The sequence below is a fragment of the Geoglobus acetivorans genome (assembly GCF_039641995.1).
In the GTDB taxonomy this organism is placed as follows: Archaea; Halobacteriota; Archaeoglobi; order Archaeoglobales; family Archaeoglobaceae; genus Geoglobus; species Geoglobus acetivorans.
The window spans coordinates 1,216,980-1,239,968 of record NZ_CP087714.1 but is presented as its reverse complement, the minus strand read 5'-3'; the positions used below and the strand labels follow the sequence as shown (position 1 = coordinate 1,239,968).

At 44.9% G+C, this 22,989-nt stretch carries 24 protein-coding genes, 1 tRNA gene and 2 CRISPR repeat arrays; of the genes, 15 read left to right on the top strand and 10 right to left on the bottom strand.

Translation table 11 applies throughout. From position 1 onward, the window contains the following. Positions 1–13 precede the first annotated feature (13 nt). The 7 genes from LPQ35_RS07275 to LPQ35_RS07245 all read left to right on the top strand — a co-directional run bounded on the left by LPQ35_RS07275 (position 14) and on the right by LPQ35_RS07245 (position 3,743). A complete protein-coding gene (locus tag LPQ35_RS07275) occupies positions 14–802 on the top strand; it encodes a DNA-directed RNA polymerase subunit D (RefSeq protein ID WP_193808208.1) in 789 nt (262 codons plus the stop codon). 2 nt (positions 803–804) lie between these two features. Beyond that, on the top strand, positions 805–1,374 hold the full coding sequence (locus tag LPQ35_RS07270) for an HVO_0476 family zinc finger protein (protein ID WP_193808207.1): 570 nt from the start codon (positions 805–807) through the stop codon (positions 1,372–1,374). Beyond that, complete coding sequence (locus LPQ35_RS07265) at positions 1,355–2,317, top strand: nucleotidyltransferase domain-containing protein (RefSeq protein ID WP_193808206.1); 963 nt, start codon at positions 1,355–1,357, stop codon at positions 2,315–2,317. The genes LPQ35_RS07270 and LPQ35_RS07265 overlap by 20 nt, the downstream gene beginning before the upstream one ends. Before the next feature lie 23 nt (positions 2,318–2,340). Continuing rightward, a tRNA-Val gene (locus LPQ35_RS07260) sits at positions 2,341–2,413 on the top strand. A gap of 162 nt (positions 2,414–2,575) precedes the next feature. Continuing rightward, a complete protein-coding gene (locus LPQ35_RS07255) occupies positions 2,576–2,767 on the top strand; it encodes a hypothetical protein (protein ID WP_193808205.1) in 192 nt (63 codons plus the stop codon). A gap of 296 nt (positions 2,768–3,063) precedes the next feature. Continuing rightward, positions 3,064–3,324 carry a hypothetical protein gene (locus LPQ35_RS07250; protein WP_193808204.1) on the top strand — a complete coding sequence of 87 codons (261 nt, stop codon included), beginning with the start codon at positions 3,064–3,066 and terminating at the stop codon, positions 3,322–3,324. After that, entirely contained in the window at positions 3,321–3,743 is a 423-nt protein-coding gene (locus LPQ35_RS07245; RefSeq protein WP_193808203.1) for a PIN domain-containing protein, read from the top strand. Before LPQ35_RS07250 ends, LPQ35_RS07245 begins: the two co-directional genes overlap by 4 nt. Here LPQ35_RS07245 and LPQ35_RS07240 read toward each other — a convergent pair. From LPQ35_RS07240 to LPQ35_RS07230, 3 genes are read right to left on the bottom strand one after another with little or no spacing between them, the layout of a single operon-like run. Beyond that, complete coding sequence (locus tag LPQ35_RS07240; RefSeq protein WP_193808202.1) at positions 3,715–5,652, bottom strand: type B DNA-directed DNA polymerase; 1,938 nt, start codon at positions 5,650–5,652, stop codon at positions 3,715–3,717. The two genes, LPQ35_RS07245 and LPQ35_RS07240, sit on opposite strands and share 29 nt — an antisense overlap. Next, on the bottom strand, positions 5,564–5,869 hold the full coding sequence (locus LPQ35_RS07235; RefSeq protein ID WP_193808201.1) for a hypothetical protein: 306 nt from the start codon (positions 5,867–5,869) through the stop codon (positions 5,564–5,566). Before LPQ35_RS07235 ends, LPQ35_RS07240 begins: the two co-directional genes overlap by 89 nt. Positions 5,870–5,872: 3 nt before the next feature. After that, positions 5,873–6,364: a hypothetical protein gene (locus LPQ35_RS07230; protein ID WP_193808200.1), complete on the bottom strand. Its 492-nt coding sequence runs from the start codon at positions 6,362–6,364 to the stop codon at positions 5,873–5,875. A 485-nt stretch (positions 6,365–6,849) separates the two neighbouring features. Then, a CRISPR array of direct repeats spans positions 6,850–8,954; the repeat unit is 24 nt; unit sequence GAATCTCATAAGGAGAACGGTAAC. Positions 8,955–9,057: 103 nt separating this feature from the next. Here LPQ35_RS07230 and LPQ35_RS07225 point away from each other — a divergent pair. Together LPQ35_RS07225 and LPQ35_RS07220 are read left to right on the top strand one after the other, a co-directional pair. Then, positions 9,058–9,282: a hypothetical protein gene (locus LPQ35_RS07225; RefSeq protein ID WP_193808199.1), complete on the top strand. Its 225-nt coding sequence runs from the start codon at positions 9,058–9,060 to the stop codon at positions 9,280–9,282. Between the two features lie 240 nt (positions 9,283–9,522). After that, positions 9,523–9,660 carry a hypothetical protein gene (locus LPQ35_RS07220; protein WP_193808198.1) on the top strand — a complete coding sequence of 46 codons (138 nt, stop codon included), beginning with the start codon at positions 9,523–9,525 and terminating at the stop codon, positions 9,658–9,660. Between the two features lie 61 nt (positions 9,661–9,721). Here the strand turns inward: LPQ35_RS07220 and cas6 are convergent, their stop codons facing one another. The 7 genes from cas6 to LPQ35_RS07185 are packed head-to-tail and all read right to left on the bottom strand — an operon-like array spanning position 9,722 to position 16,853. Continuing rightward, entirely contained in the window at positions 9,722–10,504 is a 783-nt protein-coding gene (gene cas6 / locus LPQ35_RS07215) for a CRISPR-associated endoribonuclease Cas6 (protein ID WP_193808197.1), read from the bottom strand. Continuing rightward, complete coding sequence (csm5, locus tag LPQ35_RS07210) at positions 10,497–11,528, bottom strand: type III-A CRISPR-associated RAMP protein Csm5 (protein ID WP_193808196.1); 1,032 nt, start codon at positions 11,526–11,528, stop codon at positions 10,497–10,499. Before csm5 ends, cas6 begins: the two co-directional genes overlap by 8 nt. After that, a complete protein-coding gene (gene csm4, locus LPQ35_RS07205; protein ID WP_193808195.1) occupies positions 11,518–12,348 on the bottom strand; it encodes a type III-A CRISPR-associated RAMP protein Csm4 in 831 nt (276 codons plus the stop codon). The genes csm5 and csm4 overlap by 11 nt, the downstream gene beginning before the upstream one ends. A gap of 38 nt (positions 12,349–12,386) precedes the next feature. Then, positions 12,387–13,193, bottom strand: a complete 807-nt coding sequence (gene csm3 / locus LPQ35_RS07200) for a type III-A CRISPR-associated RAMP protein Csm3 (RefSeq protein WP_193808194.1) — start codon at positions 13,191–13,193, stop codon at positions 12,387–12,389. A gap of 1 nt (position 13,194) precedes the next feature. After that, positions 13,195–13,740, bottom strand: coding sequence for a type III-A CRISPR-associated protein Csm2 (gene csm2, locus LPQ35_RS07195; RefSeq protein ID WP_193808193.1), 546 nt, complete (start codon positions 13,738–13,740; stop codon positions 13,195–13,197). Next, entirely contained in the window at positions 13,741–16,197 is a 2,457-nt protein-coding gene (gene cas10, locus LPQ35_RS07190; RefSeq protein WP_193808192.1) for a type III-A CRISPR-associated protein Cas10/Csm1, read from the bottom strand. Between the two features lie 2 nt (positions 16,198–16,199). After that, the gene (locus tag LPQ35_RS07185) at positions 16,200–16,853 is read right to left on the bottom strand and encodes a DUF6293 family protein (RefSeq protein ID WP_193808191.1); all 654 of its coding nucleotides are present in this window, start codon (positions 16,851–16,853) and stop codon (positions 16,200–16,202) included. 141 nt (positions 16,854–16,994) lie between these two features. Between LPQ35_RS07185 and cas4a the strand changes: the two genes are divergently transcribed. The 6 genes from cas4a (at position 16,995) to LPQ35_RS07155 (ending at position 22,937) form a co-directional block, all read left to right on the top strand. Continuing rightward, positions 16,995–17,879 (top strand): type I-A CRISPR-associated protein Cas4/Csa1, encoded by an 885-nt coding sequence (gene cas4a / locus LPQ35_RS07180; protein ID WP_193808190.1) that lies wholly within the window; start codon positions 16,995–16,997, stop codon positions 17,877–17,879. Beyond that, complete coding sequence (gene cas1 / locus LPQ35_RS07175) at positions 17,863–18,804, top strand: CRISPR-associated endonuclease Cas1 (RefSeq protein ID WP_193808189.1); 942 nt, start codon at positions 17,863–17,865, stop codon at positions 18,802–18,804. Before cas4a ends, cas1 begins: the two co-directional genes overlap by 17 nt. Further along, entirely contained in the window at positions 18,804–19,079 is a 276-nt protein-coding gene (gene cas2, locus LPQ35_RS07170) for a CRISPR-associated endonuclease Cas2 (RefSeq protein WP_193808188.1), read from the top strand. Before cas1 ends, cas2 begins: the two co-directional genes overlap by 1 nt. Continuing rightward, positions 19,054–19,608: a CRISPR-associated protein Cas4 gene (gene cas4 / locus LPQ35_RS07165; protein WP_193808187.1), complete on the top strand. Its 555-nt coding sequence runs from the start codon at positions 19,054–19,056 to the stop codon at positions 19,606–19,608. Before cas2 ends, cas4 begins: the two co-directional genes overlap by 26 nt. Positions 19,609–19,912: 304 nt before the next feature. Beyond that, positions 19,913–20,828: direct repeats of the CRISPR family, unit length 24 nt; unit sequence GAATCTCATAAGGAGAACGGTAAC. 103 nt (positions 20,829–20,931) lie between these two features. Continuing rightward, positions 20,932–21,669: a CRISPR-associated protein Csx14 gene (locus LPQ35_RS07160; RefSeq protein ID WP_193808186.1), complete on the top strand. Its 738-nt coding sequence runs from the start codon at positions 20,932–20,934 to the stop codon at positions 21,667–21,669. Beyond that, complete coding sequence (locus LPQ35_RS07155; RefSeq protein WP_193808185.1) at positions 21,666–22,937, top strand: TM1812 family CRISPR-associated protein; 1,272 nt, start codon at positions 21,666–21,668, stop codon at positions 22,935–22,937. Before LPQ35_RS07160 ends, LPQ35_RS07155 begins: the two co-directional genes overlap by 4 nt. Positions 22,938–22,989: the final 52 nt, after the last annotated feature.

The window sequence follows — 22,989 nt, the reverse complement described above, 5'->3', positions numbered from 1 at the left end:
TTGGTGAAACAGTATGAAAGTAGAGTTTGTTAAGGCTGATGAAACCTATGCAGAATTCATTCTCAGAGATACCTATCCCGCATTTGCCAACGCCTGGAGAAGGGCAATGAAGAGCCTCGTCCCAACACTGGCCGTGGACTATGTTGACTTCTACATGAACTCATCCTACCTCTACGACGAAATACTCGCTCACAGAATCGGACTCATTCCCCTGAAAACAAACATTGACAGATTCAACCTGCAGGATCAGTGCGTGTGCGAGGGCGAGGGCTGCCCGAGCTGTCAGGTGTCGCTGAGGCTCAACATTGAAGGGCCGAAGGTCGTTTACTCGGGCGACTTCATATCTGACGATCCCGACACCCGACCGGTTTATGACAACATCCCGGTTGTGGAGCTTTATGAAGGACAGCAGCTAATGCTCGAGGCCGTGGCAAGACTCGGGTTTGGAAGAGAGCATGCAAAGTTTCAGCCTGTCTCAGTATGCACATACAGGAATCTTGCAAAGGTTAAGGTTATTGAAGAAAAGTGCACGGGATGCGGTAAATGCTTTGAAATATGTCCGAAGAACGTTTTTGAAGAAAAAGATGGAAAGGCAAATGTTGTTAATGAATACGCCTGCTCACTGTGCAGAGATTGCATAAAAGTCTGTGAACAGGATGCCATTGAAATCGAAGAAACGGATGATTTCGCATTCAAAGTTGAATCTGTTGGACAGATGGATGTTAAGGAAATAGCCAGAAGGGCGCTCACCGCACTCAAGAGCAAGGCAGAAGAGATGATAAAAATCGTTGACGAGCTGTAAGGATGATAAGAGAGATATTCTGCGATACGTGTAAAGACGAAACCCCACACAGGCTCATAAATCCCTCAAAAAATCTTTTTCAGTGTGAAGTCTGCAACAGCGTTACAGAATATAAAAAAGAGAAAAAAATTGAGATCAGAGCAATTATCAGCAAGGACGATTACTCGGAAAGAGGGAAGATTGAAGTTGGCCCCTCTGAAACCCTGACAGTGGGAGAAGAAATCGTTGTGGAAACTGGGGAAGGATACAGACTTGGAGAAATAACATCACTGGAACTTAAAAACGGGAAAAGGGTTGACGTTGCTGGTGTTGAAGACATTGAAACTGTGTGGTTGAGAGACGTTGGAGAGGTTAAAGTCAGATTCAGCCTCCACAAAGGCGCTGTAACAACAGCCTACGAAATATTCACTCCCGGAGAAGTGGAGTTCAGTGTTGGGGAGGTAATTCCCATCGAAGGAAGAAAATACAGAATAACAAGAATAAAGCTGATAAATGGTGGATTGCTAAGAAAGGACGGTAGAATTGCTAAAGCGAAAGAAATCAGAAGGATATATGCCCAGTTCATCCGCTAAACCCATCCGGCTCAGAGATTTTGTCAGAGTGGGAGACCTCTATTTTTCAGTAGTTGGCTACAGGAACGAAAAAAGAGTGAGGTGCTTTCTGAGGTACGCCCCCGGGAAGGGCGGCAGGTTTAAGGATGGCAAAGAATACAGAAAACTGAGCCATGCAGAGGCGATTGAAGCGGGCAGGGAATTTTTTTCTCCTTCAGAGGGGATATTCAGGGTTGATTACAGCAGAATAGACGAGGTTTTCAAACCCGAAGAAAGGTTAATGGACGTCATGGACGCAGAGGTTGAAAAGGTGGTCTCATTTTTCTCGGGAATCCCAGAAAACCAGATGGGAGTTACAGGATCAAGACTCATAGGTCTGAAGAGCAATGAAAGTGATGTCGACTTCATAATCTACGGAAAATACTGGTTTGAAGGCAGAGAAAAAATAAAAAAAGGCATTGAGAGAAAGAAACTCCTTGAACCCGACAGCGACACCTGGGAATTCATATACCGGAAGCGAAAGCCGCCATTATCCTACGATGCATTTATTGCACACGAAAGAAGAAAATATCACCGGGCGTTTATCGGAAACACGTATTTCGATCTGCTCTATGTGAGAGGATACGGCGAGCTGGACAAACCAATCCCGGAAAAAACCGGCGAAAAGCTGGGAAAGATGAAGGTGATCGCAGAGGTCACTGACGATACATCAATTTTCGATTATCCCGCATACTATCCAATAGACCACGAAAAAATAAAGGCAGTACTCAGCTACACTCACACCTACGCAGGCCAGGTTTTTAAAGGAGAGGTGGCCGAAGCTTACGGTGTCTTAGAGGAAATTAACGGAGATTACTACCTCATAGTGGGAACGACAAGAGAGACCGACGATGAGTACCTCGTCTCAAAAACCCTGCTCGAGAGGGCTGGGGTGAAAGAGTATCTTAACCAAAATTTTTATTAATCTACCTCGATTTGAGTGAATGAGGGTCCGTGGTCTAGTGGTTATGACGTCGCCTTGACGAGGCGAAGGTCGCCGGTTCGAATCCGGCCGGACCCATCCTAATTTTCGGGTGAGTCCTGCTTTTGATTCTGGTTTCGCAGCTTCTCCAACCTCCAAATGGCCAATGGAGATCTGTTATGATAAATCATGAGATTATTTAATTTCGTGCAAAATATATATCACCGAAAATATTTATAAGCCGAGAGATAAGATTAAGATATGCGAGAGGACAGTTATGTAAAACTGCACGAGCTGAAAGAGTTCGTCAAGACATTACCTGAAGATGCAGTATCGAGAGAAATAATCCTTGGTGAGAGGGATAAATTGTCTTTTAGGGAGTGCATGAGCAAAATAGACCTCTGGATCAGGTTGATAGAAAGGGATTTGAAGAGAATTGAGAATGAAAAATGAATCAAATCTGTTTGACTTGAAAATTGTCTGTTTTGTGTGGTGAATAAATCAAATTAAGGATCGGCTTTATTTTCGCAATGGAGTACGGTCTGAACCGCCTCCAAAGACGGGAATATCCAGAGCGAGAATCATGAATTAATCTGCGGGAGGATACTTGAGAAAGGCAGGAAAGAAGCGCAGGGGGATGATCAGGTACATTATCAGGAGGTATGACAGGGAGCTGATGCTGAGAACTCTCATGAAGGGATGAAACGCAGAAAACATATTTAAGAGATGGCGACAGTATCCATAATGTTATGGCTCAGAACACCGAATCCCTGAGAAAGGAAATTTTCAGGCTGAGGAGAGAGATGGACCACCTGAAAAGAAAACTCGATGTGCTCGAGCTTGAATTGATCCAGAAATCTGTTGAAGAAATAAAGGCAGAGCTGAAGGAAGAGTATCCCGATATAAACTTCGACGATGATCTTCTCTCTCTTGTCGGGAGCGTTCCACCAAACCCTCCCGAAATGGATAAACAGGTTATAAGAGAGGCTGTGGAGAAGGTTCTGAGATGAAGGTCTTTATAGACGTAAACGTCTTCATGGACGTTCTCGAAAGGAGGAGAGGCTGGAAGGCGAGTTTAGCTGTTATTCAACTCGTCAGAAATGGCAAAATTGAGGGTTACGTTTCTGCACTCACTCCACCTATAATATACTTTCTGAGGGCCAGATACACCGATGAAGATAGGGCAAGGGGAGACGCCAGAAGAGTTCTGAGGGAATTCAGAATCGTTCCGCTAACGGAAGAGATTGTTCTTAAATCCTATGAAGAATCACGAATTGACGATTTTGAGGACTGTATACAGTTCTATTCTGCACTCCATAATGCTGAAGTCTTCATCACCAGGAACATCAGGGACTTTGAAGCAGTCAGGGATGAGATGGCGGTCATGACTCCCGAGGAGTTCATGAAGGAGAGGAGAGAGCGTTTCTGACAGCAAACTCAACCTCCCTGTATGCCTTCTCAAGCAGTTTTCTGTAGTATTCAACATCAATACTTTCTGGATTCCTGACTGAAACAATCTTCTTACTAAAATCAACAACCACGTATTCTATCTCCATTCCGGGAGAAAGCTTCACGCCCGCCCTCTTCATCTCCTTTACTGCCGAAGCTTCAAGAGAGTTTTTAGAGTAGGACGTTCTGCTTATTCTCTTTCTGATGAAGAACTCTTCTGGGTCTGCATACTTCATGGCCAGAAAATATCTGCGATAAATTGCATTCAGATTATTCTCAAGCTTGGCAAGCTCTTCAATTGTACTCGCTTTTCTCAGCAAATCAAACATCTCCAGCTGTGCCTTCCTGATGAACTCAGGAGTGTCCCTCCTCCTTGCCATCACTCCCCTCAGCTTCATCTCGCCATTCTCGAGCAGGCCATAGTAGCGGGCAGGAGCCCCAAAGCCATCCTTCTTTGGAAGAAATGCTATCCAGTGATACCTGTCCTCCTCGGCAAGCAATCCTGTTTCTTTTTCTATCCTTTCTTTGAGGCTGCCGTTTGAGTTTCTGACAAAAATGCTGTCAACCATCGCATGGATAACTTCAGTGCCACTCTCTTCAGCCAATCTCATGCTTTCAAGCAGAATTTCTCTTCCTATCGCAGTTATCCTCTCGTGCACTGTTATGCTGCCGAACTTGGCATTCCTGAAACCTGTATATCCAAAGCAGGTAACGAGCATCCATTTCAGAGCAGCATCAATGCCCGCAACATCAGGGTTTAACTTCTTCATCCTCTTTGTCTGTATTCTGAGTTCAAGCAACGGTTTCAGAATTGTGGAGAGAAAGCCTTTTCTTCCATTTCCAATCGATTCAGGGCTTAAATTATACTTCACGATTATGGCGGGATACATTGAGGTAAAATCTATCTGAGAAACATTCTCATAAACTCCCGGCTCGGGCTGGAGGATCAATCCTCCCTTGTCGTTCTTCCTCAGCTCTTCAATCTTCCTTGGTTTTTCAGCATCCCTCTTTCTGAAGGGGACGGCTATCCCTCTTTTCAGTGCTTCATATACTTCATAGCTGGAGATCAGCGTGCCAGGGGTGAAGCGGGAAGTGAGATTTGCAGATAATCCCGTAAGTCTGGAGGTGAAGAGAATCCCCTTCAACCCGTACTCCCTGAATGCAAATGAAGTCGTATCAACCAGAATCCTTCCCTCAGGAATTAACGCACTCTTTCGATGTTTCACCGCTCCATAGCTGTAGTAGCTGTTCTCCTTCAGGAACCTGAACTTACCCCTTGAAAGAGTAAAGTCGATTCCGTATTCCCTGCATTTCTCGAACATCATTCTCGCTGCTATGTCCGCATTCTCCATCAGGATAACATCAGGATCAAACGAGTCAGTGAAGCTCATGAACTCCTCGATGATGACCTTTTCCCTCCCCTCCACGCTGAACTGCCTGCTCTCAATTGAGGTTATGCGGGAAGGATTCAGAGAATCATCAAATCCAACCCTGCATTCAAATATTTTCAGCTCTGGAATGCTCAAATCGAATCGGTCCTGAAATGGCTCGGTAAGACAGGAAAGTCCTCTTGTGGCGAGGTATTCCATCTCCCTGCGTATATCTGCGTTGTAGATTTCTGCCTCAGGAGCCTGGGTTTCTATGATTCTCGCAACCTTTTTCGGAGCAAAAACCCTGTATCCTTCCTTCTCTCCAAAGATGGTTCTGAATGTTGTCTCCTCAACCCTGTATCTTGTTTCGAGACCTTCTATCAGCTCTGAATGCTTATGCTTATCGGGAAAGTGAATCAGGAATGAGTCATCATGCCTGATGTATCTCTTCCTTGCCTTCTTTCCCTTCAGCCACAGGTTCACTCCCTTCCTTGCTGAATAAACGTCCAGAATCAGCATTGTCCATCATCCTCATTAATTCGACTGCTACTGAAAAAAGGGCAGCCTCCTCTGCAGAGTCAAATGCGAGGTAGCAGACTGCATACCTCTTCTTTATTGAATCAATTATCCTGTCCGCATAGATTCTCTCCTCCTTTTTCATCAGGCTCTTTGCCCTCTCAATCTTCGCTATCAGGTCGTTGAGCTGCAACCTCACACTCGCAACACTCCTGCCCATTGCCTACACCTCCAGAGTGAGCTGCACATCCGACAGCAGGAAGCTCCTCACTTCCCTTCTCGGATTCAGCTCGATGATGTCTGCGACGTAGCCGGGACGGTGCTTTGTAACGACGATAATTCTGTCTGCAAGCCTTGAGATGATTCTGAGATGCTCGTCGTGAGTTGCAGAATAATAAACGAGAGTCTCGCACCTGCTGGCAGTGTCTCTCAGGGCCAATGCAAGAATCTCAGCATCTCTCACACTCTCGAAGAGGGATGGGTCGTGCTCGATGAAAATGGACTGATGATGGGCATTTTCAAGAAGAGTCAGCAGCTGGTGTGATGTGAACGCCCTGGCAACCTCGTAGCCGTGCTTGATTTTGGTGAGGATGCTGATCCTGTTACCTGCTATGAACAGGCAGGATAGACTGGTGTTCGTCAGATTTATGGCTTCATTCACCGCTATTGCTGAAGGTGAGATGAGAACGTTGAATCCTTCCCGTATGAGTTCCATATCACATTTGGTTGTGATTGTTTAGATAAGGGTTGGGCGTGGTGCGAATGTAAAAAAGATAAGGTATATGTTGATTACTAGTTAAAATAAAAGTATTTAAAAAACCGGATTGGTCTCACCCCGAACGGACAAATTAAGGTGTACAAATTGCGGATACAGAAAAATCTGTAAGGAACTGTGACATAATTGTGTTTTATAATTTTCAGACTGAATAAAACTGGTCTGACTGATAAACAAAATTAATTGATTTTCAAACAGGATAAAAATTTTAAGGCCTGATAATTCCGGTTAAAAAATTCCCAGGGTTACTTCTTATTGCTTCTCTGTTTTAATTTCCTGAAAAGCAAAATTCAGTGATGAGACTCCTTCTCAAAAACTGGCTGCTCTTTAAATACTCACGGTCAGTTCACCATGCAACCAGCAACCCCCGGAAAAAGCAGGCAGGAAAAAGGTTATAAAGGGTCAAAGGAGAAATTTGAACATCGGAATCTCATAAGGAGAACGGTAACCACCTCGTTTATGGGTCAAGGTATGCACCACAATGTTCGGAATCTCATAAGGAGAACGGTAACGCTTTCCATTGTTAAAGCACCACACCCTACAGGGTCTCCAGAATCTCATAAGGAGAACGGTAACACACCACCATTCACGGTGTCAAAAGTCAGAACATACGAATCTCATAAGGAGAACGGTAACTGATATGCTTAAAATGAGTGATATGATAAAAGACAATGAACATTTCGGAATCTCATAAGGAGAACGGTAACTTATTCAATCACCCCATCTTTGTAGTCTTTAGCCCCTTCAAGAATCTCATAAGGAGAACGGTAACTTATTCAATCACCCCATCTTTGTAGTCTTTAGCCCCTTCAAGAATCTCATAAGGAGAACGGTAACTCAGAAAGAACCCACGCACGGGAAGGCGGACAGTTTAGAATCTCATAAGGAGAACGGTAACTCAGCCTCCTCCCTGCACATGTCCTTGAACTCCTTATGAATCTCATAAGGAGAACGGTAACATGGCGAGGCGCTTTCCCCTTTCCATTAGTTCTTTTTCCGTGAATCTCATAAGGAGAACGGTAACGTATGACATTGCGATCAGGAGACTGTCCGTGAATGAACCATGGAATCTCATAAGGAGAACGGTAACATATCATCGGGGCCGGATTCGATATACAAGAACTCGACTCAAAGAATCTCATAAGGAGAACGGTAACCTATCAAACTTGCCGCTGTTAATGCCTGAATCACCAAGAATCTCATAAGGAGAACGGTAACTTGGTTTAAATTCATTCTGAATCCATGTAAATAACTCTTCTGAATCTCATAAGGAGAACGGTAACAAAATAATACCAGTTGAGTATTTGGATGAGAAAAGAAAGGAATCTCATAAGGAGAACGGTAACATTATATAATATATCCGCATCATGGCGATCACCTAAAAGAATCTCATAAGGAGAACGGTAACTCTTGCAATCTGGTCCACTATCCTGACCTCAAACTGAATCTCATAAGGAGAACGGTAACTCTTGCAATCTGGTCCACTATCCTGACCTCAAACTGAATCTCATAAGGAGAACGGTAACCCAACCTCCTCAAACTTCACGTCCACGATCTCAATGTTGGAATCTCATAAGGAGAACGGTAACACTTTTATCTTCAAAACGTCCATCCTTTCCATTTCAGAATCTCATAAGGAGAACGGTAACTTTTATTATAAACTATTGTCCAAACATCAGTAACATGATATGAATCTCATAAGGAGAACGGTAACTCATTCTGAAAGGATGCCTCATAAATATATGATACAATAATCTCATAAGGAGAACGGTAACATAATATATTGAGCTAACTGTTCCAACTGCGATCAGATGTGGAATCTCATAAGGAGAACGGTAACTGCCTTCCTTCCTTGCCATCTTCTTGAACCAATTGAGAATCTCATAAGGAGAACGGTAACGTCTCTTTACCGCACACATCGCACTTAAGGACTCTCTGAATCTCATAAGGAGAACGGTAACTAACATAGTTGTAAACCGAGACGAGGTACAGGTCGTCAGAATCTCATAAGGAGAACGGTAACGAAAACGCATTTTCCGTATTTGGCGAGTCTTATTACGAATCTCATAAGGAGAACGGTAACCTCACTGGCGGAGTACCTACTTGTGTGGTCTCTCTGAGAATCTCATAAGGAGAACGGTAACTATATCACTCCTGCCATTTTTATCGACCTCCTTTATTTTTTTGAATCTCATAAGGAGAACGGTAACGCAAATTCTATGTCATTATCGAATTTCTCAATTTTCACGAATCTCATAAGGAGAACGGTAACGCAAATTCTATGTCATTATCGAATTTCTCAATTTTCACGAATCTCATAAGGAGAACGGTAACCAATGCACACATGTTGATTATGTAGCCATCACCCATATACTCTGTAGAATCTCATAAGGAGAACGGTAACCCAAATTTGAATTGCATTGTCCTCTCATCAAAATCAAGAATCTCATAAGGAGAACGGAAACCAATGTCATTTTTCAATGTTCTGAGTTTTTCGAGTTTTTCGGAATCTCATAAGGAGAACCGCGTCTACACAGAACAGCAGCCAGGTTCTGGATACCTGATGAGCGCGGAGCGGTAGGCGAAGGTTTACTACGTTTAATGAAACAGTCTTAAACTGCATGAGAGTTGCCATGGACTCAGACGCGCTGATCAAGCTGACCAAGGCGGGATTGAAGGAGCTGATAGTCGACAATCTGGAGGTCGTCGTTCCCAGAAGGGTTTACAAGGAAACAGCAGAAATCCCGAGGGGCAGATTTCCAGATGCGGAGGAAATAGAGAACAACGTGAAGTCCGGCAGGATACTTGTCAGGGAGACTGAGAGGAAAGGAAGGGAGAGTTCAGGTCCGGGGGTTTAGAAGCAGTCGTTAGCGATGACAGGAAGTTTCTCAGGCAGCTTGGCAGAATGAGAATCCCGTACCTCACCCCGTCCTCGCTGATAGTTCTCCTGTTCTATCGTGGCAGGCTCACGAGGGAAGAAGCACTATCCTGCATTGAAAAGCTGAGAAAGTATATATCGTTATGAAGAATACTTAATCAGTAGAAGAGGGAAGGACTTGACGAGGAGGGGGCGATAAAAAATAATTCGCCTCGGAATTATGGATTACATCCTCGACCTCTACCAGAGAGGAGATCTCACACTCAGGGAGATTGCTGAGCTTTTGAACCTCACACTGAGTGAAGCTCTCGAGCTTGTGGGGGAAAGAGTGGGCGGGAACGTTTCGGCTGAGGAGTAGATAAAGGCTTTAGAGCTGGCAAGAAAACTATCCGAGTGAATGCTCTGACTTTCTTGCGAAATCATTCGACAATTTTGCACCTCATCACTCCCAGTCCAGAAGTCCTTCCCCCACCCACGTTTGAATACTCTCCAAATCTCAGGAGCTTTGCCGTCAGCCTGGCATGCTGTTCGGAGTACAGGTCGTCAGGCATGGAGAAGTTCACCCATCCTGTGAAGCCAGCCGCCCACTTACTCTTTTTCAGCAGAACCTTCTCTGTTTCAATTTTGAGTCCTGAAACTGCAATACCGCCCTCATCAAGCCACCGCCTGTAATCTGCCGGAACCTCCTCAATGAATGCAGAGTAGAGCCTCGCAAGACTCCTGAACATGAGCTCTGGCATCGGCATGGGAACGAATCTGTAGCTGTTTGAGGGCATTCTGAAGTAGCACGGAGATACGAAGTCAACCCTGAATTTGGTGGTTGGCCCTTCTTCCAGGGATCCCATGTCCACGTACCTCACTCTCACCCTTCTGAGCGGATTTTCCACGGCAGTGAAGTACACGCTGTTGGCAGAGATCAGGTAGTCCCTGAGCGCCTCCCCTATTTCGGGAACGAAAAAGGTGATGGAGAAGCGGTATTCTTTTCCCTCCTCAAGGCTGCTCACCGGATAATCGTTCAGCATCACCGGTGTGACGGAGAATGGAGAGATGCCCCTGCTTGAGTGCAGTCTTTCAGCAAAGGCTCTATCCATTCTCCCCAGTACCCAGTAAACAAAACCCCTAACATAGGCGCCGGAGTACATCCTGAACCTCTTGCTCTCCAGCGCCTCAAACTCAATCTCAACTCTGACGAAATCAGTCATGAATCGAAACCCAGCCCAGAGGCTTGTTGTCGGAAGTGACTCTCCTTATGAGTGGAAAGTTTCTGCTGAACCTATTTGTCCTGGGATTTCTGCCGAGTCCGAGCTTCCTTCTAAGCCCCTCAAATTCAGGGTGAGTTTTGAGCAGCGTTCCGATTGTTGACGAGTACCAGCCGGTTCCCCACCCAATCCTGAGAATTATGCCCTTTGCTTCCAGAACGTTTCTGAACTCCCGTTTTACCTCTTCAGGATAACCGCGACTCGTTTCGGCTTTAACCACCTCTTCGGCGAACTCTCTCGATGCAGAAGCGATACTGTCCAAGTCCACTTTCTGGTTTAAATACTGCAGTGTAAATTCATCCACATCTATTTCAACTTCAGTCTTCTGCCCGCTATCCACACACTCTGCAAGCACGCTGAAGTTTCTCATTCCAAGATAGTTAATTTGGTAAACGCTGCAGCTATCAAAAAACGCCGAGTCACTTATTCTCAAAGCCCTCAGAAGGTCGTTTTTCGGATCTCCGTCCTTACCGGACAGGTTTGTTTTCCTGAATACTTTCCTCTCAAGATTATCGTCAAGCTTTGTCAGGTCTTTCCTCTGGAGGTATCTTTTTCCCCTTAACTCGTTTTTAATTTGATGTATTGTCCAATCGAGAAGGCTCCTGTTTTCTTTAACCTCTTTCCAGAGGAATGCAGTCCTTATCGCTCCCTTTATAGACGATCCGGGGATGTAGGGTTTTCCACAAGTTCTTATGTGCATCAGAATTTCTTTCCTTGCAAATCGGCCGAAAAAGGGAGCTTCACGCACCTTTATCTTGGATATATTGCTGACGTAATCCTCTATAGATTTTTCACCTCTGCCTATCTTACTTGCTACATCTACGGCATCAAACCCCATTTTCTCGATTTCCTCGAAAAATTTCATTGAGTCAATAAATATGACTCTGTCTCTCTTTATCACATAGTCTATTGCAAGATATTTGTCTCCCGAACCTATGTGAGTTGGTGTGAGAATCTCAAGCCTCATCTGTGACCACCGTCCTGATCAGAAACGACTTTCCGTTCACCCACACCTCATGACCAGCGAGAGGTGGGAGGTCGGTGTAGGCGATACTGAGGTTCACCAGCTCTCCCTCCTCGGCTCTCCTGAAAACCGAACCCTCTGAGGCCATGATTACCTTTGGCTTCCTGAGTGTCGCTTTTCGCGAGTTTATCCACCCGCTCCTGACAAGAGGTTTCCAGTAAACAACGCTTTCGAGGTCTCTCGGGTATGTTAAGGAAAGGGTGACGTAGCAGTTTCCGTCTTCTCGAATTTTTATCTCGTCATCTCCCACCTCGAATTTCCCGAGTCCCCATGTCCTTTTACCTCCAATCCCCTCATCCTGCAGGTACTTCAGAGCAATCTCGATCAGACCATCCCTTCCATCCACCAGGAAGTACAGGCCGGAATTTTCTTTGAACTTAAGGGCTGTTAAATAGTAGATTCCGGAATTTGATGTCGTTCTGTCCAGAACAACCTTCGGGATTTCCACCTTTTTCATGAAATCCATTTTGTCGTTATCACCGACCTCAGAAACGTTTCCTGAAATGACTTTTTCGAAATCGTCAAGGGGCAGAAACCTCCACTTTTTCTCCAATGGCAGGTGAGGTGCCGGCAGGTAGTAAGTCCCGTTTTTGAACGGAAAGCACGAGCTGAACCTCAGCTCTCCATTGCGAACCCTGCTGACGAACTCTTCCACATCCTCGTTCAATCTGCTGAGAGCGTTTGCTATCGCTCCAAAAAGTGTGTCGGAGCGTAAGATCTCCCCTGTTCTCTCGAGACCCAATCCCGCCTCGCCCACTCTCACTGGTGTCCTGAAATGGAGTTTGAAAACTTTAAATGTCCTCATAGCGCTTCCATAATCTGACTAACAGCCTCCTCTGGCCTCAGACCACTTTCGCTGCTCAGGAGCTCCCTTTCCGCTTCGCCTTTCAGGTAGTATTCCCGTGACCTCTCAACGACTTTAGTGATTCTGAACTCCACCTTTCCGTACCCCCTAGATCCTGAACCTCCGAGATAATCGTCTTCAAGCGTTTTCATCAGACTGATGAGGTTTTTAATGTCCTCTCTCTTTTCATCCTGATTTTCGATGTTGTAAACTATTTCAAACTCAAATTCAGCCCCTGGAACCACTCTCTCCATCGGTCTGGGATTTGCGGCAGAAGTTATTCTGTCAATTGCGGTCTCGGTCTTGATCTCTATGACTTCTTCCAGACTTTTCTCGTTTATCAGGTGAGCATCTCTAAAAATGGTTCTTGATGGGTAGTTCGTTTTCCCGGAGCTACCAAACAGCCGACAAATCTCACAGGTTTTAGCTGTATCGTATTCTTCGTGTACGTGTATCCAGATTGGATTGCTTGATGTGCCTATATTTCTATTTAAAAAGTACTTGCTTTTGTCTTTTTCATCTTTTGGAGGCGGACCTCTCAGTTCGGGAGGATAGTCATTAATCTTATCTTTTTCAAAGAGACTCCTTAACTTGCCCTTCAGAGATGATCCGGGAATGTAGGGCATTCCCGTATTTGGGTCCTTCAGAATCGGATTATCCACACCTCCAATCTCGATAGCCTCAGTTTGAGCACCAATGTGCAGTCCGGTTTTGAGTTTTATCTTGCCCTTCAGAATAATCTTACCCAAAATTATTTCACCCATTTTAATCACTCCCCCCTAATAGCCTGTGATATGCCAAAACGGCTTGCAAGAAGTTATGTACTTTCTCATAGTCGTTTTTACTGGGTTTTTGTGGCAATTTGGTGATCGCCTTGTTGAGAACTCTAGCTAAAGTTTCAAGCTCTCTTTTATGGCGTCCTAAGGAGTAAGCCAGTGTATAGCTAAGCTTAGCTACATCCATGGCCACAAAGGTATCTTCTTTGTCGTTTTTCAATTTTCGATATATTGAATTCGACATGTTGAGAATTTTTCTGATCTGACTCGTTTTTAACCCTCGAGCCACCGAATCTACAGCAACGGCAAAAGAGAGTCTGTTCAATTCCCATTCTTCAAGTCCGAAGAAATTCTCTGACTTGTCAAAAGGACTCCATTTTTCGTACAATTTTTTTATAATTTGGTCGTACTTAGCATCGTATTTTTTGTGTTTCTTGATTGCCCTGTCATCGTCTATTTTCTTAAACTCATCTTTGATTTTCAAACCCAGATCTACAAAATCTCCCCTCTCAAACAGCTCCACAAAATCTGCCATTCAACCACCTCCTCTAACAGCAAGGTCAACAAACTTCAGCGGAATGTCCACATGGTATATGTCCTGTGGCCTCTTCTCTCTGACTTTTTCCGGATCTCTTGTGGCAAGCTTTGGCACAACATCAATCATCCTGCTGCCTTTCTTCTCAGCCCCGTTCTTCTCGACCTTTATTCTCGCGAGGTAATACGTGAGCAAAACAGACCATCTGAAGCCGTTCGGGTTCTTGAGGTACTCTCTTCTCGCGTCGAGAATCCTCCTTATCGCGCTTCTCCTTACCAGCAGCTTGGACTCTCCGCTGTCGTATATTCTGGTAACGTACTCTGACCAGATCCTCCTGAACTCGTCCCACTCGTAGGATTCCCTGAACGCGATTCCGGTTCCATGAGATTTGGCTTTTTGAAGCCCTCTGTCACCAAGGTGGATTCTGTTCTTCTTTCTGATTTCAACTCCATCTATCTTCGCAACGACATCGCCATCTTTTTTCGCTACTTCCTCTCTGTTTCCTGTAATCTCGGCCATTCTGTAGAGCGGAAACTTGGGGTCGAATATCGCGTACCCCGCCGAAATCGTGATGTTGGGGTTCGCGCCGACGTACCTTCTGAACGCGCCCTCGATCTCAAATGCCAGCTCAAAAACATGGTCCCACGCACCGACGATAAATAGGTCGTCTCCTCCAGCGTAGACCACGACGACCTCCTTTCTTTTCCTGCCGCTCTTTATCCTAGGGGTCTCTCCAACAACTTCGGCAGGAATACTCCCTTCGCAGATGAGATCTATGCAGTTCTTGAAGAAGTGATTCATGAACCTGGAAAGTGTTGTAACCCTTGAAATGGTATCACTTCCCTTCAAACCAATGCTGAATATCTTTCCAAGATCGTCCACGTCCATTCTAAGTACTGCAAGCTTTTTGACCCCACATGCCCCTTCAGCAAGTTTGTCAAACTCTTTAACGCTTTTGTCTTCATCTCTGGAATAGTAATCTCCAACATTCAGAAGAATGTAACCAAGTTCGTCAAGCTTTTCGGAATTCTTCGTCTCTATTCTGTGTCCTTTTAAGTACAATAATCCTTCATTGTATTTATCCACCTCATCCACCCTGATTGGTACAAAAGATGAAAATGGAAGTGTGTATTTCACCTCCACCATCACTTTGCCCTTAACTCTCGCAAATCCATCCGATTTGGGGATCTCTCCCCCTATCAGGAGAAACTCTCTGCAGCTTTCGCAGACTTTATTGTTTTCAACATTGTGGAGAATTCTGGGGCCCTTGCATACATCACACTCCCCGAATTCTTCGGAGTCTGGAATGTAGTTTTCAATAAAGTCTCCCTCTTTTGCAATATCCAGAAACTTCCTCAGTTTCTTCTTTTTCAAGCTCTTTCCAATTACTTCCCAAATGGACTTTTCGCCAATTCTGAATCTGCTCAGTTCCTCGCCATTAACCTCGACAGAGTCAACTGCGAAGTACAGCTTTCCCCAGAACCTGTCGAAGAGCCATCTGTTGACGTGCATTGCAACGTCTTTGATGATCCTTTTTGCCTCCTCTGTGTTGTGTGTGATGATGTAAAATCTTCCCCCTCCTGCGAAGATGATGTTGGCTCTTGTCAGCTCCAGCCTTTCGATGAGCTCTGCGACAACATCCTCAACCAGCAGCTCAAGGAAAAGTGACCGTGACCTCAGGTATTTCAGCGCCCCTTTGCTTGTTATCGTGTAGATAAACTCCTGAATTCCAGAAATGTCTCCACCGACGATCAGGTATTTCTTTTCTTTCCTGTCTTCTATCTCTTTTTCGATGTCTTCATCGAGCTGTTTCCTGTGGTAGTGGTACATGCAGAGCGCGATGGCAGAAGTAGTCTTCAGGTGGTCGAAAAGGGAGATGTCGTTGTTCTCTGTCAGCATTGTCGGGATGAATGTTGTGTATTTTTCGAGAACATGCAGGAGATGGTTGAAGCTATGACTCTTTATCGCGGTGTCAAATTCTTTCTCGAAGTCATCGAAAAGTCTCCCGTAATCTTCTGAAGTGTTCTTGTGGGAGATAACTGGATGAAAATAGCTTTCTGGAGAATACGTCCTGAGTGGATAGTACATCTTTTTCGCGTCTCCTTTTCCAAGGTTTACGGAAGAGAACACGCATTCAAGAGGGTTTTCAATCCTGAACTTTGCATCCTCTTCTATTTCTCTTCTCTCTCCAGATGAGATGTTATCTGCTTCGCAGACAATGTTAAGGAGGTTCCTCAGTCTGATACTTCCGTTGAAAGTTTTGAGGTCGTCCCTGTGGTGGTATCTTGCGAATAGCGGAAGTTCTCCGTATTCTTTCAGGTATCTCTCGACGTACTTTTTGAGAAACTCGTATCCAAAATCCTGATGCCTTCTATTCTGCGTCTTGCCTCGCTGCTCAAATTTTCCAATATCGTGAAGCAATCCTCCAAGGGCAACAAGTTCAGCTTCACCGTCCATAATCATCTCCACCTCGCTCTGCAGATTTTACCCGCAAATGTGAGCCTGTATTTCCTGGCCTTTCCATTTGCCGCTTCCACAAGCCCGTACTCTCTGAGCTCCTTCAGGTACTGAGATGCGGTTTTCCTGCTAATTTTGAGCTTTTCAGCAATCTTTCCAGCATCGTCACCATCCTCAAGGACCTTCAGCACGTCCTTCCTCGCTCTGGGAATGCTGTCCAGTTCAGAGAACGTAAGAGGTATCTCAATAAGGTGTGAACCGTTTTTCGACTCCTGAACGTAAAACACATGACAGCCGCAAACGTATGCAGCATAGGAGGCTGCGAGCGACTGAACCTTCGTTCCTCCGGAAATGACAACCCTTATTTCAGAATCGATCTGTTTTTCGTTCTCTATTGCCTGAATAGCAGTCATGCAGCACTCTTCAAAGTCAAAGGGATTGACGGGGATAACTTCCACGTCACCACCCATTGTTTCAAGCCTGACTCTAATGGCTTCAGCGACGTCGAGCGGATTCACGTGGTTTTCAATTGAATCGTCAAGAACCTCACCAGCAGGTTTCCCAGCAAGAAGGATTGCTTTATCGAAGCCGAGCTTTCTTGCTGAGATGACAATTGGATCTGCACTGCCACCTACTGTAGCAACAAGCACTTTCATTTGAAGTAAAAGCACTTTCTCTAAGATATATAGCTTTCGATAATACTTCCGAGAATAGTTTGGAAATCTGAAATTTTATCGGATTTTCTCCGGGATGGCTAATATACAAAGTATATCTTAAATTTGTGCATGTTTCCGAATTTGGGAGACGTCGAGAAGAGGATACGGATACTGCGAAGAAATACAGTCACTGCTGAAATATCGGATGAATTGAGAGGATATTCCTGGGAAAAACCTCCTGTAGAGCCGGCAACAACCACAACCATCTCCGTTTCTGACATAAATGGCTTCTGCCCAACGAGAAGAGACATTTACGTCAAGTACATCCTGAGGGAGAGGCCCTCTCTGAATCCGTACATGCTCAGGGGCATAGCCTGCCACAGACTGATAAAGGAAACGATTACATCAGTGAAAAAGGCAGTATATTCTGGATTTAGGACAGGAAGCGAGGTGATAGATGAGTTTTACAGCAACCATGCCATACCAGAAAAAATAAGCAGAGATACAGGAGTTGACTTTCGGGAACTTCTAAGCCTTTACAGGTTTCTCGTGATACAATCTGCAGCGAAAATTGATGATGTCGTCTCCAAATACCCGAATTCGGACTCGGAAAATATAGCAGGGCTGACATTCCCTCCCATCATCGAAAGGAAGATTGATGGCAGACCTGTCGGTCTGTCACCGAACCTCTCGGTTGACGTATTCACACCTTTCAGCATCATAATGGACTTTAAAACCGGTATCGAGAGATATGAGCACAGACTCGCCCTTGCAGGCTACGCAATTGCCATCGAGGCTGACGATGAAACGGATATCAACTTCGGATGCCTGATATACATAAGGCTTGGAGATCATCTCCATTTTACCCAGGAGGAGTTCGTGATAACTGACGAGCTCAGAAGGGAGTTTCTTGAAATACGCGACGAGATTGCGGAGATGATTGACTCAGCAGTTGACCCGGGCAAGCCAGAAAGGTGCCACAGGGCTTGTGCGTACTTTGGTGTCTGCAATGAAAGTGGTAATTAGCGGTTACGGAACTTTCCTTGGAGTGAAGGATGGGCTGATAAAGATCAAGAGGGGTGATGAAATCAGAACGGTTTCTCCGGGAAATGTTGATCAGCTAATAGTAGAAGGGAGTAGCGTATCAATGTCATCGGCTTTTCTCAGGCTCGCGTCGGAAAACAACATTGACGTGATAGTCCTGAACAGGAACGGAACTGTGGCTGGAAAGTTCTCTTCTTTTTACAGGAAGGCTAACGTTTCTGTCAGAAAAGAGCAGTACGCTGCCCAGAGGGATGAGAGGTCTCTTTTCTTAGCAAAGTGCTTTGTGAGAGGAAAGGTGATGAATCAGTACTACCTCGCAAAGTCCATCTGCAAGAACAGGGGGAGGAAAGACCTGATTAAGATGTGCTACGAAATCAAGAGATCGGTGAGCAAGCTGGATCGGTGCGAGAGACAGCAGAACATAATAAACGTGGAGGCTCAGGCTGCCGAGGTGTACTGGAATGTTGTTTCAGAGTTTTACGAAATGTCTGGCAGGAAAAAACGATACGATAGCCCTGATCCGTTCAACATGGCTCTCAATTACGGGTATGCAATTTTAATGTCGGTGGTCTCTCTTGCCATAGATACAACGAACCTCGATCCGTTTGCCGGGTTTCTGCACGCAGAAAATCCGAGACGGCCTGCTCTGGTGGTTGATCTCATGGAGGAGTTCAGGCAGCCTGTTGTGGACAGGGCCATTTTTAAAATAACTCCAGAGGTCAAGGACGGTTTTCTGACAGCAGATTGCAGGAAGGAGATAATTTCTGAGATATTCAGGCGACTTGAGACCAAGGTTACATTTGAAAACAGGAAACTGCCCATAGAGTACCACATTTACCTGCAGGCCAGAAGACTCGAGCGGTTTCTGCTCGGAAAGAGCAGTTACACGCCATTCATACTGAGATGATGACCCTCGTGATTTACGACATCTCGGAAAACAGAACGAGAAGCAGAATCGCCACAGCATGCAGAAGGTTCGGACTAAGCAGAATTCAGAAGAGCGCGTTTCTCGGAGACATAAGTTCAGCGAGGAGGAGAGAGCTTGTTGAAGTTCTGAAGAGGTTGCTCAGAGGAGAGCAGGGAAACATTCAGGTTTTCGTGATCTGCAGGCCGGATATGGCGCTCAGGACTGTGATCGGGGAGGTGCTGGAGGAGGATGAGGATGACATCATATTCGTTTGAATTTCCCGTTAGCATGGTGAAGCAGTACCTTTACTGCCCCAGAATACCTTACTTCATACTTGTTCTCGGTTTTAAAGAGAGAACGACTGAGCTCATGAAGTACGGGAAGGAGGAGCACGAGAAGAGAATGAAGAAGCTCGAACGAAAGGGATGGAAAACGAACGTTTACCTGAAATCGGAAAGATTTGGAATATATGGTTACGTTGACGGGCTGAGACAGACACCAGATGGTTACGAGGTTTACGAGTTCAAGAACTCAGAATACAGGAAAAAGTCGGCGAAAATTCACCTCTACCAGACCGCATGCTACGCTCTCCTGGTGGAGGACAATTTTGGGAGAGTGGTGAAGCTCGTGGTCGGTTACAGGGATGGAGAAAGGGAATCACCGTTCAGTCTGGGCGTTAGAAGATATGCTGCGTCAATAATAAACAAAATCCACCACATTCATGAAACCGGACTGGTCTCGTCCCCGAGAGACAGATCAAGATGTCGGGGATGCGGATACAGAAAAATCTGTAAGGAGCTGTGATATAATGGTGTTTTATAATTTTCTGACTGAATAAAACTGATCTGACTGACAAACAAGTTCATTTGATTTTCAAACAGGATAAAAATTTTAATGCCTGATAATTCCGGTTAAAAAGTTCCCAAGGTTACTTCTTATTTTATCTCTGTTTTAATTTCCTGAAAAGCAAAATTCAGTGATGAGACTCCTTCTCAAAAACTGGCTGCTCTTTAAATACTGGCGCTCAAAATTGCATGCAACCAGTAACCCCTGGAAAAAGCAGGCAGGAAAAAGGTTATAAAGGGTCAAAGGAGAAATTTGAACATCGGAATCTCATAAGGAGAACGGTAACTCTAACAACACTCCTTATGTGAAAACCATCCATATCCCTGAATCTCATAAGGAGAACGGTAACTCATCATAGCTATGCTTATCCATTATTCTATATCTAACTGGGGAATCTCATAAGGAGAACGGTAACTTCTCAACTCCTCCCTCATACATCATCAATTCCGACTATCAGGAGAATCTCATAAGGAGAACGGTAACCACACTGCCCATAACAGGCAGTGCTGCACCTAAATCCAAGAATCTCATAAGGAGAACGGTAACAATTATTATAATACTTTAATTATATTTAACACTAATCAGAATCTCATAAGGAGAACGGTAACCCCATCCTTGGTGCAAACTGCATGAATTCTTCTAACCCCTGAATCTCATAAGGAGAACGGTAACCATTCCAAAGCTCATGAATTCCTCTAACCCTTCTTTCAGAATCTCATAAGGAGAACGGTAACGGTTCTAAATATCGCTTATTGGAATCAGCAATTAGAGAATCTCATAAGGAGAACGGTAACAAAGTCTCCCAGTCTGGATTCTCTTCTAAATATACAATTAGAATCTCATAAGGAGAACGGCAACACTTCCCACGGTGCCAATTCCTCTTCTTCTATCTCAAGAATCTCATAAGGAGAACGGTAACCACATAGGGAAGTATGGAGCCTCTTCAGGAGCAAGTATTTCAGAATCTCATAAGGAGAACGGAAACACTGCCCTCGCCTCGTTTTGCATTCCGAGCCTCTCAGCCACTTTGAATCTCATAAGGAGAACGGAAACTTTAACAATTCGTGCAATGCTTTTATTGCGAGTGCTGCAGAATCTCATAAGGAGAACGGCAACTTTTCCTCATCTTCTTTTTCCACTTAAGGGATTTTTCAGAATCTCATAAGGAGAACCGTGACGCAATCTCAGGTTTAAAACAAACTCAAGCTTCAAATTTAACTTCAAAACCAAAAATTTTAATTAAGTGGCTTTAGCCTATATGACAAAAAAGGAGGCGCAGGAATGAGGGTTGCGGTTATCGCCACACTTGGAATGAGCCCGCCTGTTGTGACAGCGTTTGTTGATTACATTGGAAAGGTCTCCGACCTCGTTGTGATGACCACGGCAGACGAGAAAGTCAAGCAGGGTTACGAGCTTGTGAGGGTTGCCATGAAGTCCAAATACCCGGGAACAAGAATACACGAGGTTGAGATTCCCTTTGAGGATGTTACGACAGAAGAGCAGAACTTCGAGTTCATGAGGATTGCTGGTAAGACAATAAAGGACCAGAAGAAAAAGTTCGGTTCTGATGTGGTTTACCTGAACGTGGCCGGTGGAAGGAAGAACATGTGCATAACCCTCTCGCTTCTCGGCCAGTTTCTCAGTGTTGATGGAATATTCCACGTGGTATCTCCTGACGTAAAAATCGTGAACGAGACGCTTGAAAATCTCAGATTAGACATAGAGAGGATGTATTTCTCAGAGAGCGATGAGGAGAAGATGGAAATATACCGGGAGAAGGAGAGGTACTTCGATGCACTGATGTTCCCCAGGGACTACAGAGTAATCAGAATCCCGACAGTACCCATTCCGGAGGACTACATGATGAGGCTTGTGGACGTGCTCTACAACAGAAAACTTGACAGCCTGACGTATTCTGATAGGGAGCTGCTGTTAAGGCACGGGCTGATAGAGAAGTTCGGCAGCAGGTATCTGGTCACGGATTTTGGGAAGAAGTTTGCAGAGGTGCTGATTCGGTGACCACCATCTTTCAGGTAATCGGAAAACCCGAATCGTATCAGGAGAAGGAGTTCACAATCGATGGGGTAAGCTATACCACTCCCCTGTGTTCTGATGCCCTCAGGAGACACCTGATGGAAAAGGGGGAAGAGGTGGACCTCACGATTTTCGTTCCTGAGAGCATGCTGATTAAAGACAACCTCGACACTTTCAAAGAAAAGCTCGCCGATAAAGGGATAGACGACTTTGAGACAGTCACCATCCCTCCGGTGGGCAGGTACAGGGAGCAGGATGTGGAGGTTTACTTCTCCGGGAGTGTTGAGACAATAGCAACTGCCATCTTCCTCCACCTGCTGAAAGAGAGACCAGGAAAGCTATTTATTGACTTATCCACTGGATTCAACATATATCCTGTGAGCCTGCTTGAGGCTACAAAGAGGTACCTGACCTACAGGAAGATGGAGAAAATCCTGCAGGGGTCTTCAGATGTTGACGCTTCAGCCATTTTTACACCACCTGTAACGAGGACCGTGCAGAGCTACATTGTCGAGATTCAGCATTTAGACGTTAAGGCCTTCTTTTCCCTCCCAAATGCCAACATTGATAAGATCGTTAAGCTGTGTCCTGAAAGTCTGAAAGACGAACTTGGCAGGATAAACCGGGAAAACGCTGGGCTGAAAAAGGAGTTCAGGCACATGTTTGAGGAGCTCAGGCTTGCCTATAACGCAATAAGGCTGAACATACCACTCACCTTTTACGAACTTCTCCAGATGTCTTACGGAATAGATGAACTGGAACGGAAAATTGTGCGTTTTGTGGAGAAACTTCTAGAACCTCATGAAAATGGAAACAGGGTGGAAAGATTTCCACTTGATGGAGTTAATGTTTCAAATGTCTTCTATGCCATTGCAATGTTCAGGAGCATCAGGGAATTCAGAGAGTCTCTGAGCGAGCCTGAAATAGATGAAATACTGGAGAAATTCACTGAGGTGTACAGAAACAGGAACACTGGAACTGGTGTGAACGAGTACTTTCTTCAGAGGGATGTGAATGAAATAAAGAAGCACTCTGAAAAGCTGAGTGACGGTGAGACCGAGCTTCTTGGCATGCTGATTCACGGGCAGAATTTCTACAAAAGCTCGGCAAGCAAAAGAAACTTTTTCGCTCACAGTGGATTTCTGCAGGAATATACTCTGGTGGAAAGGAAAAATGGTAAGATTATTCTGAGATGGGCTGAAAACAGGAGAAAAGAGATAAAGAACTGGATTCTAAATCCAGAGAAGAATTAAACTGGTTTTAATATTAATTTAAAACAAGAATTGAGCGCTTCCGTAAATGGAA

What these genes read in the sequence shown, in the direction of transcription:
- cas6 (WP_193808197.1), bottom strand. Translation starts at nt 10,504, where the DNA reads ATGACTGATTTCGTCAGAGTTGAGATTGAGTTTGAGGCGCTGGAGAGC.
- LPQ35_RS07230 (WP_193808200.1), bottom strand. Translation starts at nt 6,364, where the DNA reads ATGGAACTCATACGGGAAGGATTCAACGTTCTCATCTCACCTTCAGCA.
- LPQ35_RS07240 (WP_193808202.1), bottom strand. Translation starts at nt 5,652, where the DNA reads ATGCTGATTCTGGACGTTTATTCAGCAAGGAAGGGAGTGAACCTGTGG.
- LPQ35_RS07270 (WP_193808207.1), top strand. Translation starts at nt 805, where the DNA reads ATGATAAGAGAGATATTCTGCGATACGTGTAAAGACGAAACCCCACAC.
- LPQ35_RS07265 (WP_193808206.1), top strand. Translation starts at nt 1,355, where the DNA reads ATGCCCAGTTCATCCGCTAAACCCATCCGGCTCAGAGATTTTGTCAGA.
- LPQ35_RS07220 (WP_193808198.1), top strand. Translation starts at nt 9,523, where the DNA reads ATGGATTACATCCTCGACCTCTACCAGAGAGGAGATCTCACACTCAGG.
- LPQ35_RS07160 (WP_193808186.1), top strand. Translation starts at nt 20,932, where the DNA reads ATGAGGGTTGCGGTTATCGCCACACTTGGAATGAGCCCGCCTGTTGTG.
- LPQ35_RS07275 (WP_193808208.1), top strand. Translation starts at nt 14, where the DNA reads ATGAAAGTAGAGTTTGTTAAGGCTGATGAAACCTATGCAGAATTCATT.
- cas1 (WP_193808189.1), top strand. Translation starts at nt 17,863, where the DNA reads ATGAAAGTGGTAATTAGCGGTTACGGAACTTTCCTTGGAGTGAAGGAT.
- LPQ35_RS07250 (WP_193808204.1), top strand. Translation starts at nt 3,064, where the DNA reads ATGGCTCAGAACACCGAATCCCTGAGAAAGGAAATTTTCAGGCTGAGG.
- cas4 (WP_193808187.1), top strand. Translation starts at nt 19,054, where the DNA reads ATGAGGATGACATCATATTCGTTTGAATTTCCCGTTAGCATGGTGAAG.
- csm3 (WP_193808194.1), bottom strand. Translation starts at nt 13,193, where the DNA reads ATGGGTGAAATAATTTTGGGTAAGATTATTCTGAAGGGCAAGATAAAA.
- LPQ35_RS07235 (WP_193808201.1), bottom strand. Translation starts at nt 5,869, where the DNA reads ATGGGCAGGAGTGTTGCGAGTGTGAGGTTGCAGCTCAACGACCTGATA.
- csm2 (WP_193808193.1), bottom strand. Translation starts at nt 13,740, where the DNA reads ATGGCAGATTTTGTGGAGCTGTTTGAGAGGGGAGATTTTGTAGATCTG.
- LPQ35_RS07225 (WP_193808199.1), top strand. Translation starts at nt 9,058, where the DNA reads ATGGACTCAGACGCGCTGATCAAGCTGACCAAGGCGGGATTGAAGGAG.
- csm5 (WP_193808196.1), bottom strand. Translation starts at nt 11,528, where the DNA reads ATGAGGCTTGAGATTCTCACACCAACTCACATAGGTTCGGGAGACAAA.
- LPQ35_RS07185 (WP_193808191.1), bottom strand. Translation starts at nt 16,853, where the DNA reads ATGAAAGTGCTTGTTGCTACAGTAGGTGGCAGTGCAGATCCAATTGTC.
- cas10 (WP_193808192.1), bottom strand. Translation starts at nt 16,197, where the DNA reads ATGGACGGTGAAGCTGAACTTGTTGCCCTTGGAGGATTGCTTCACGAT.
- LPQ35_RS07255 (WP_193808205.1), top strand. Translation starts at nt 2,576, where the DNA reads ATGCGAGAGGACAGTTATGTAAAACTGCACGAGCTGAAAGAGTTCGTC.
- LPQ35_RS07245 (WP_193808203.1), top strand. Translation starts at nt 3,321, where the DNA reads ATGAAGGTCTTTATAGACGTAAACGTCTTCATGGACGTTCTCGAAAGG.
- cas2 (WP_193808188.1), top strand. Translation starts at nt 18,804, where the DNA reads ATGACCCTCGTGATTTACGACATCTCGGAAAACAGAACGAGAAGCAGA.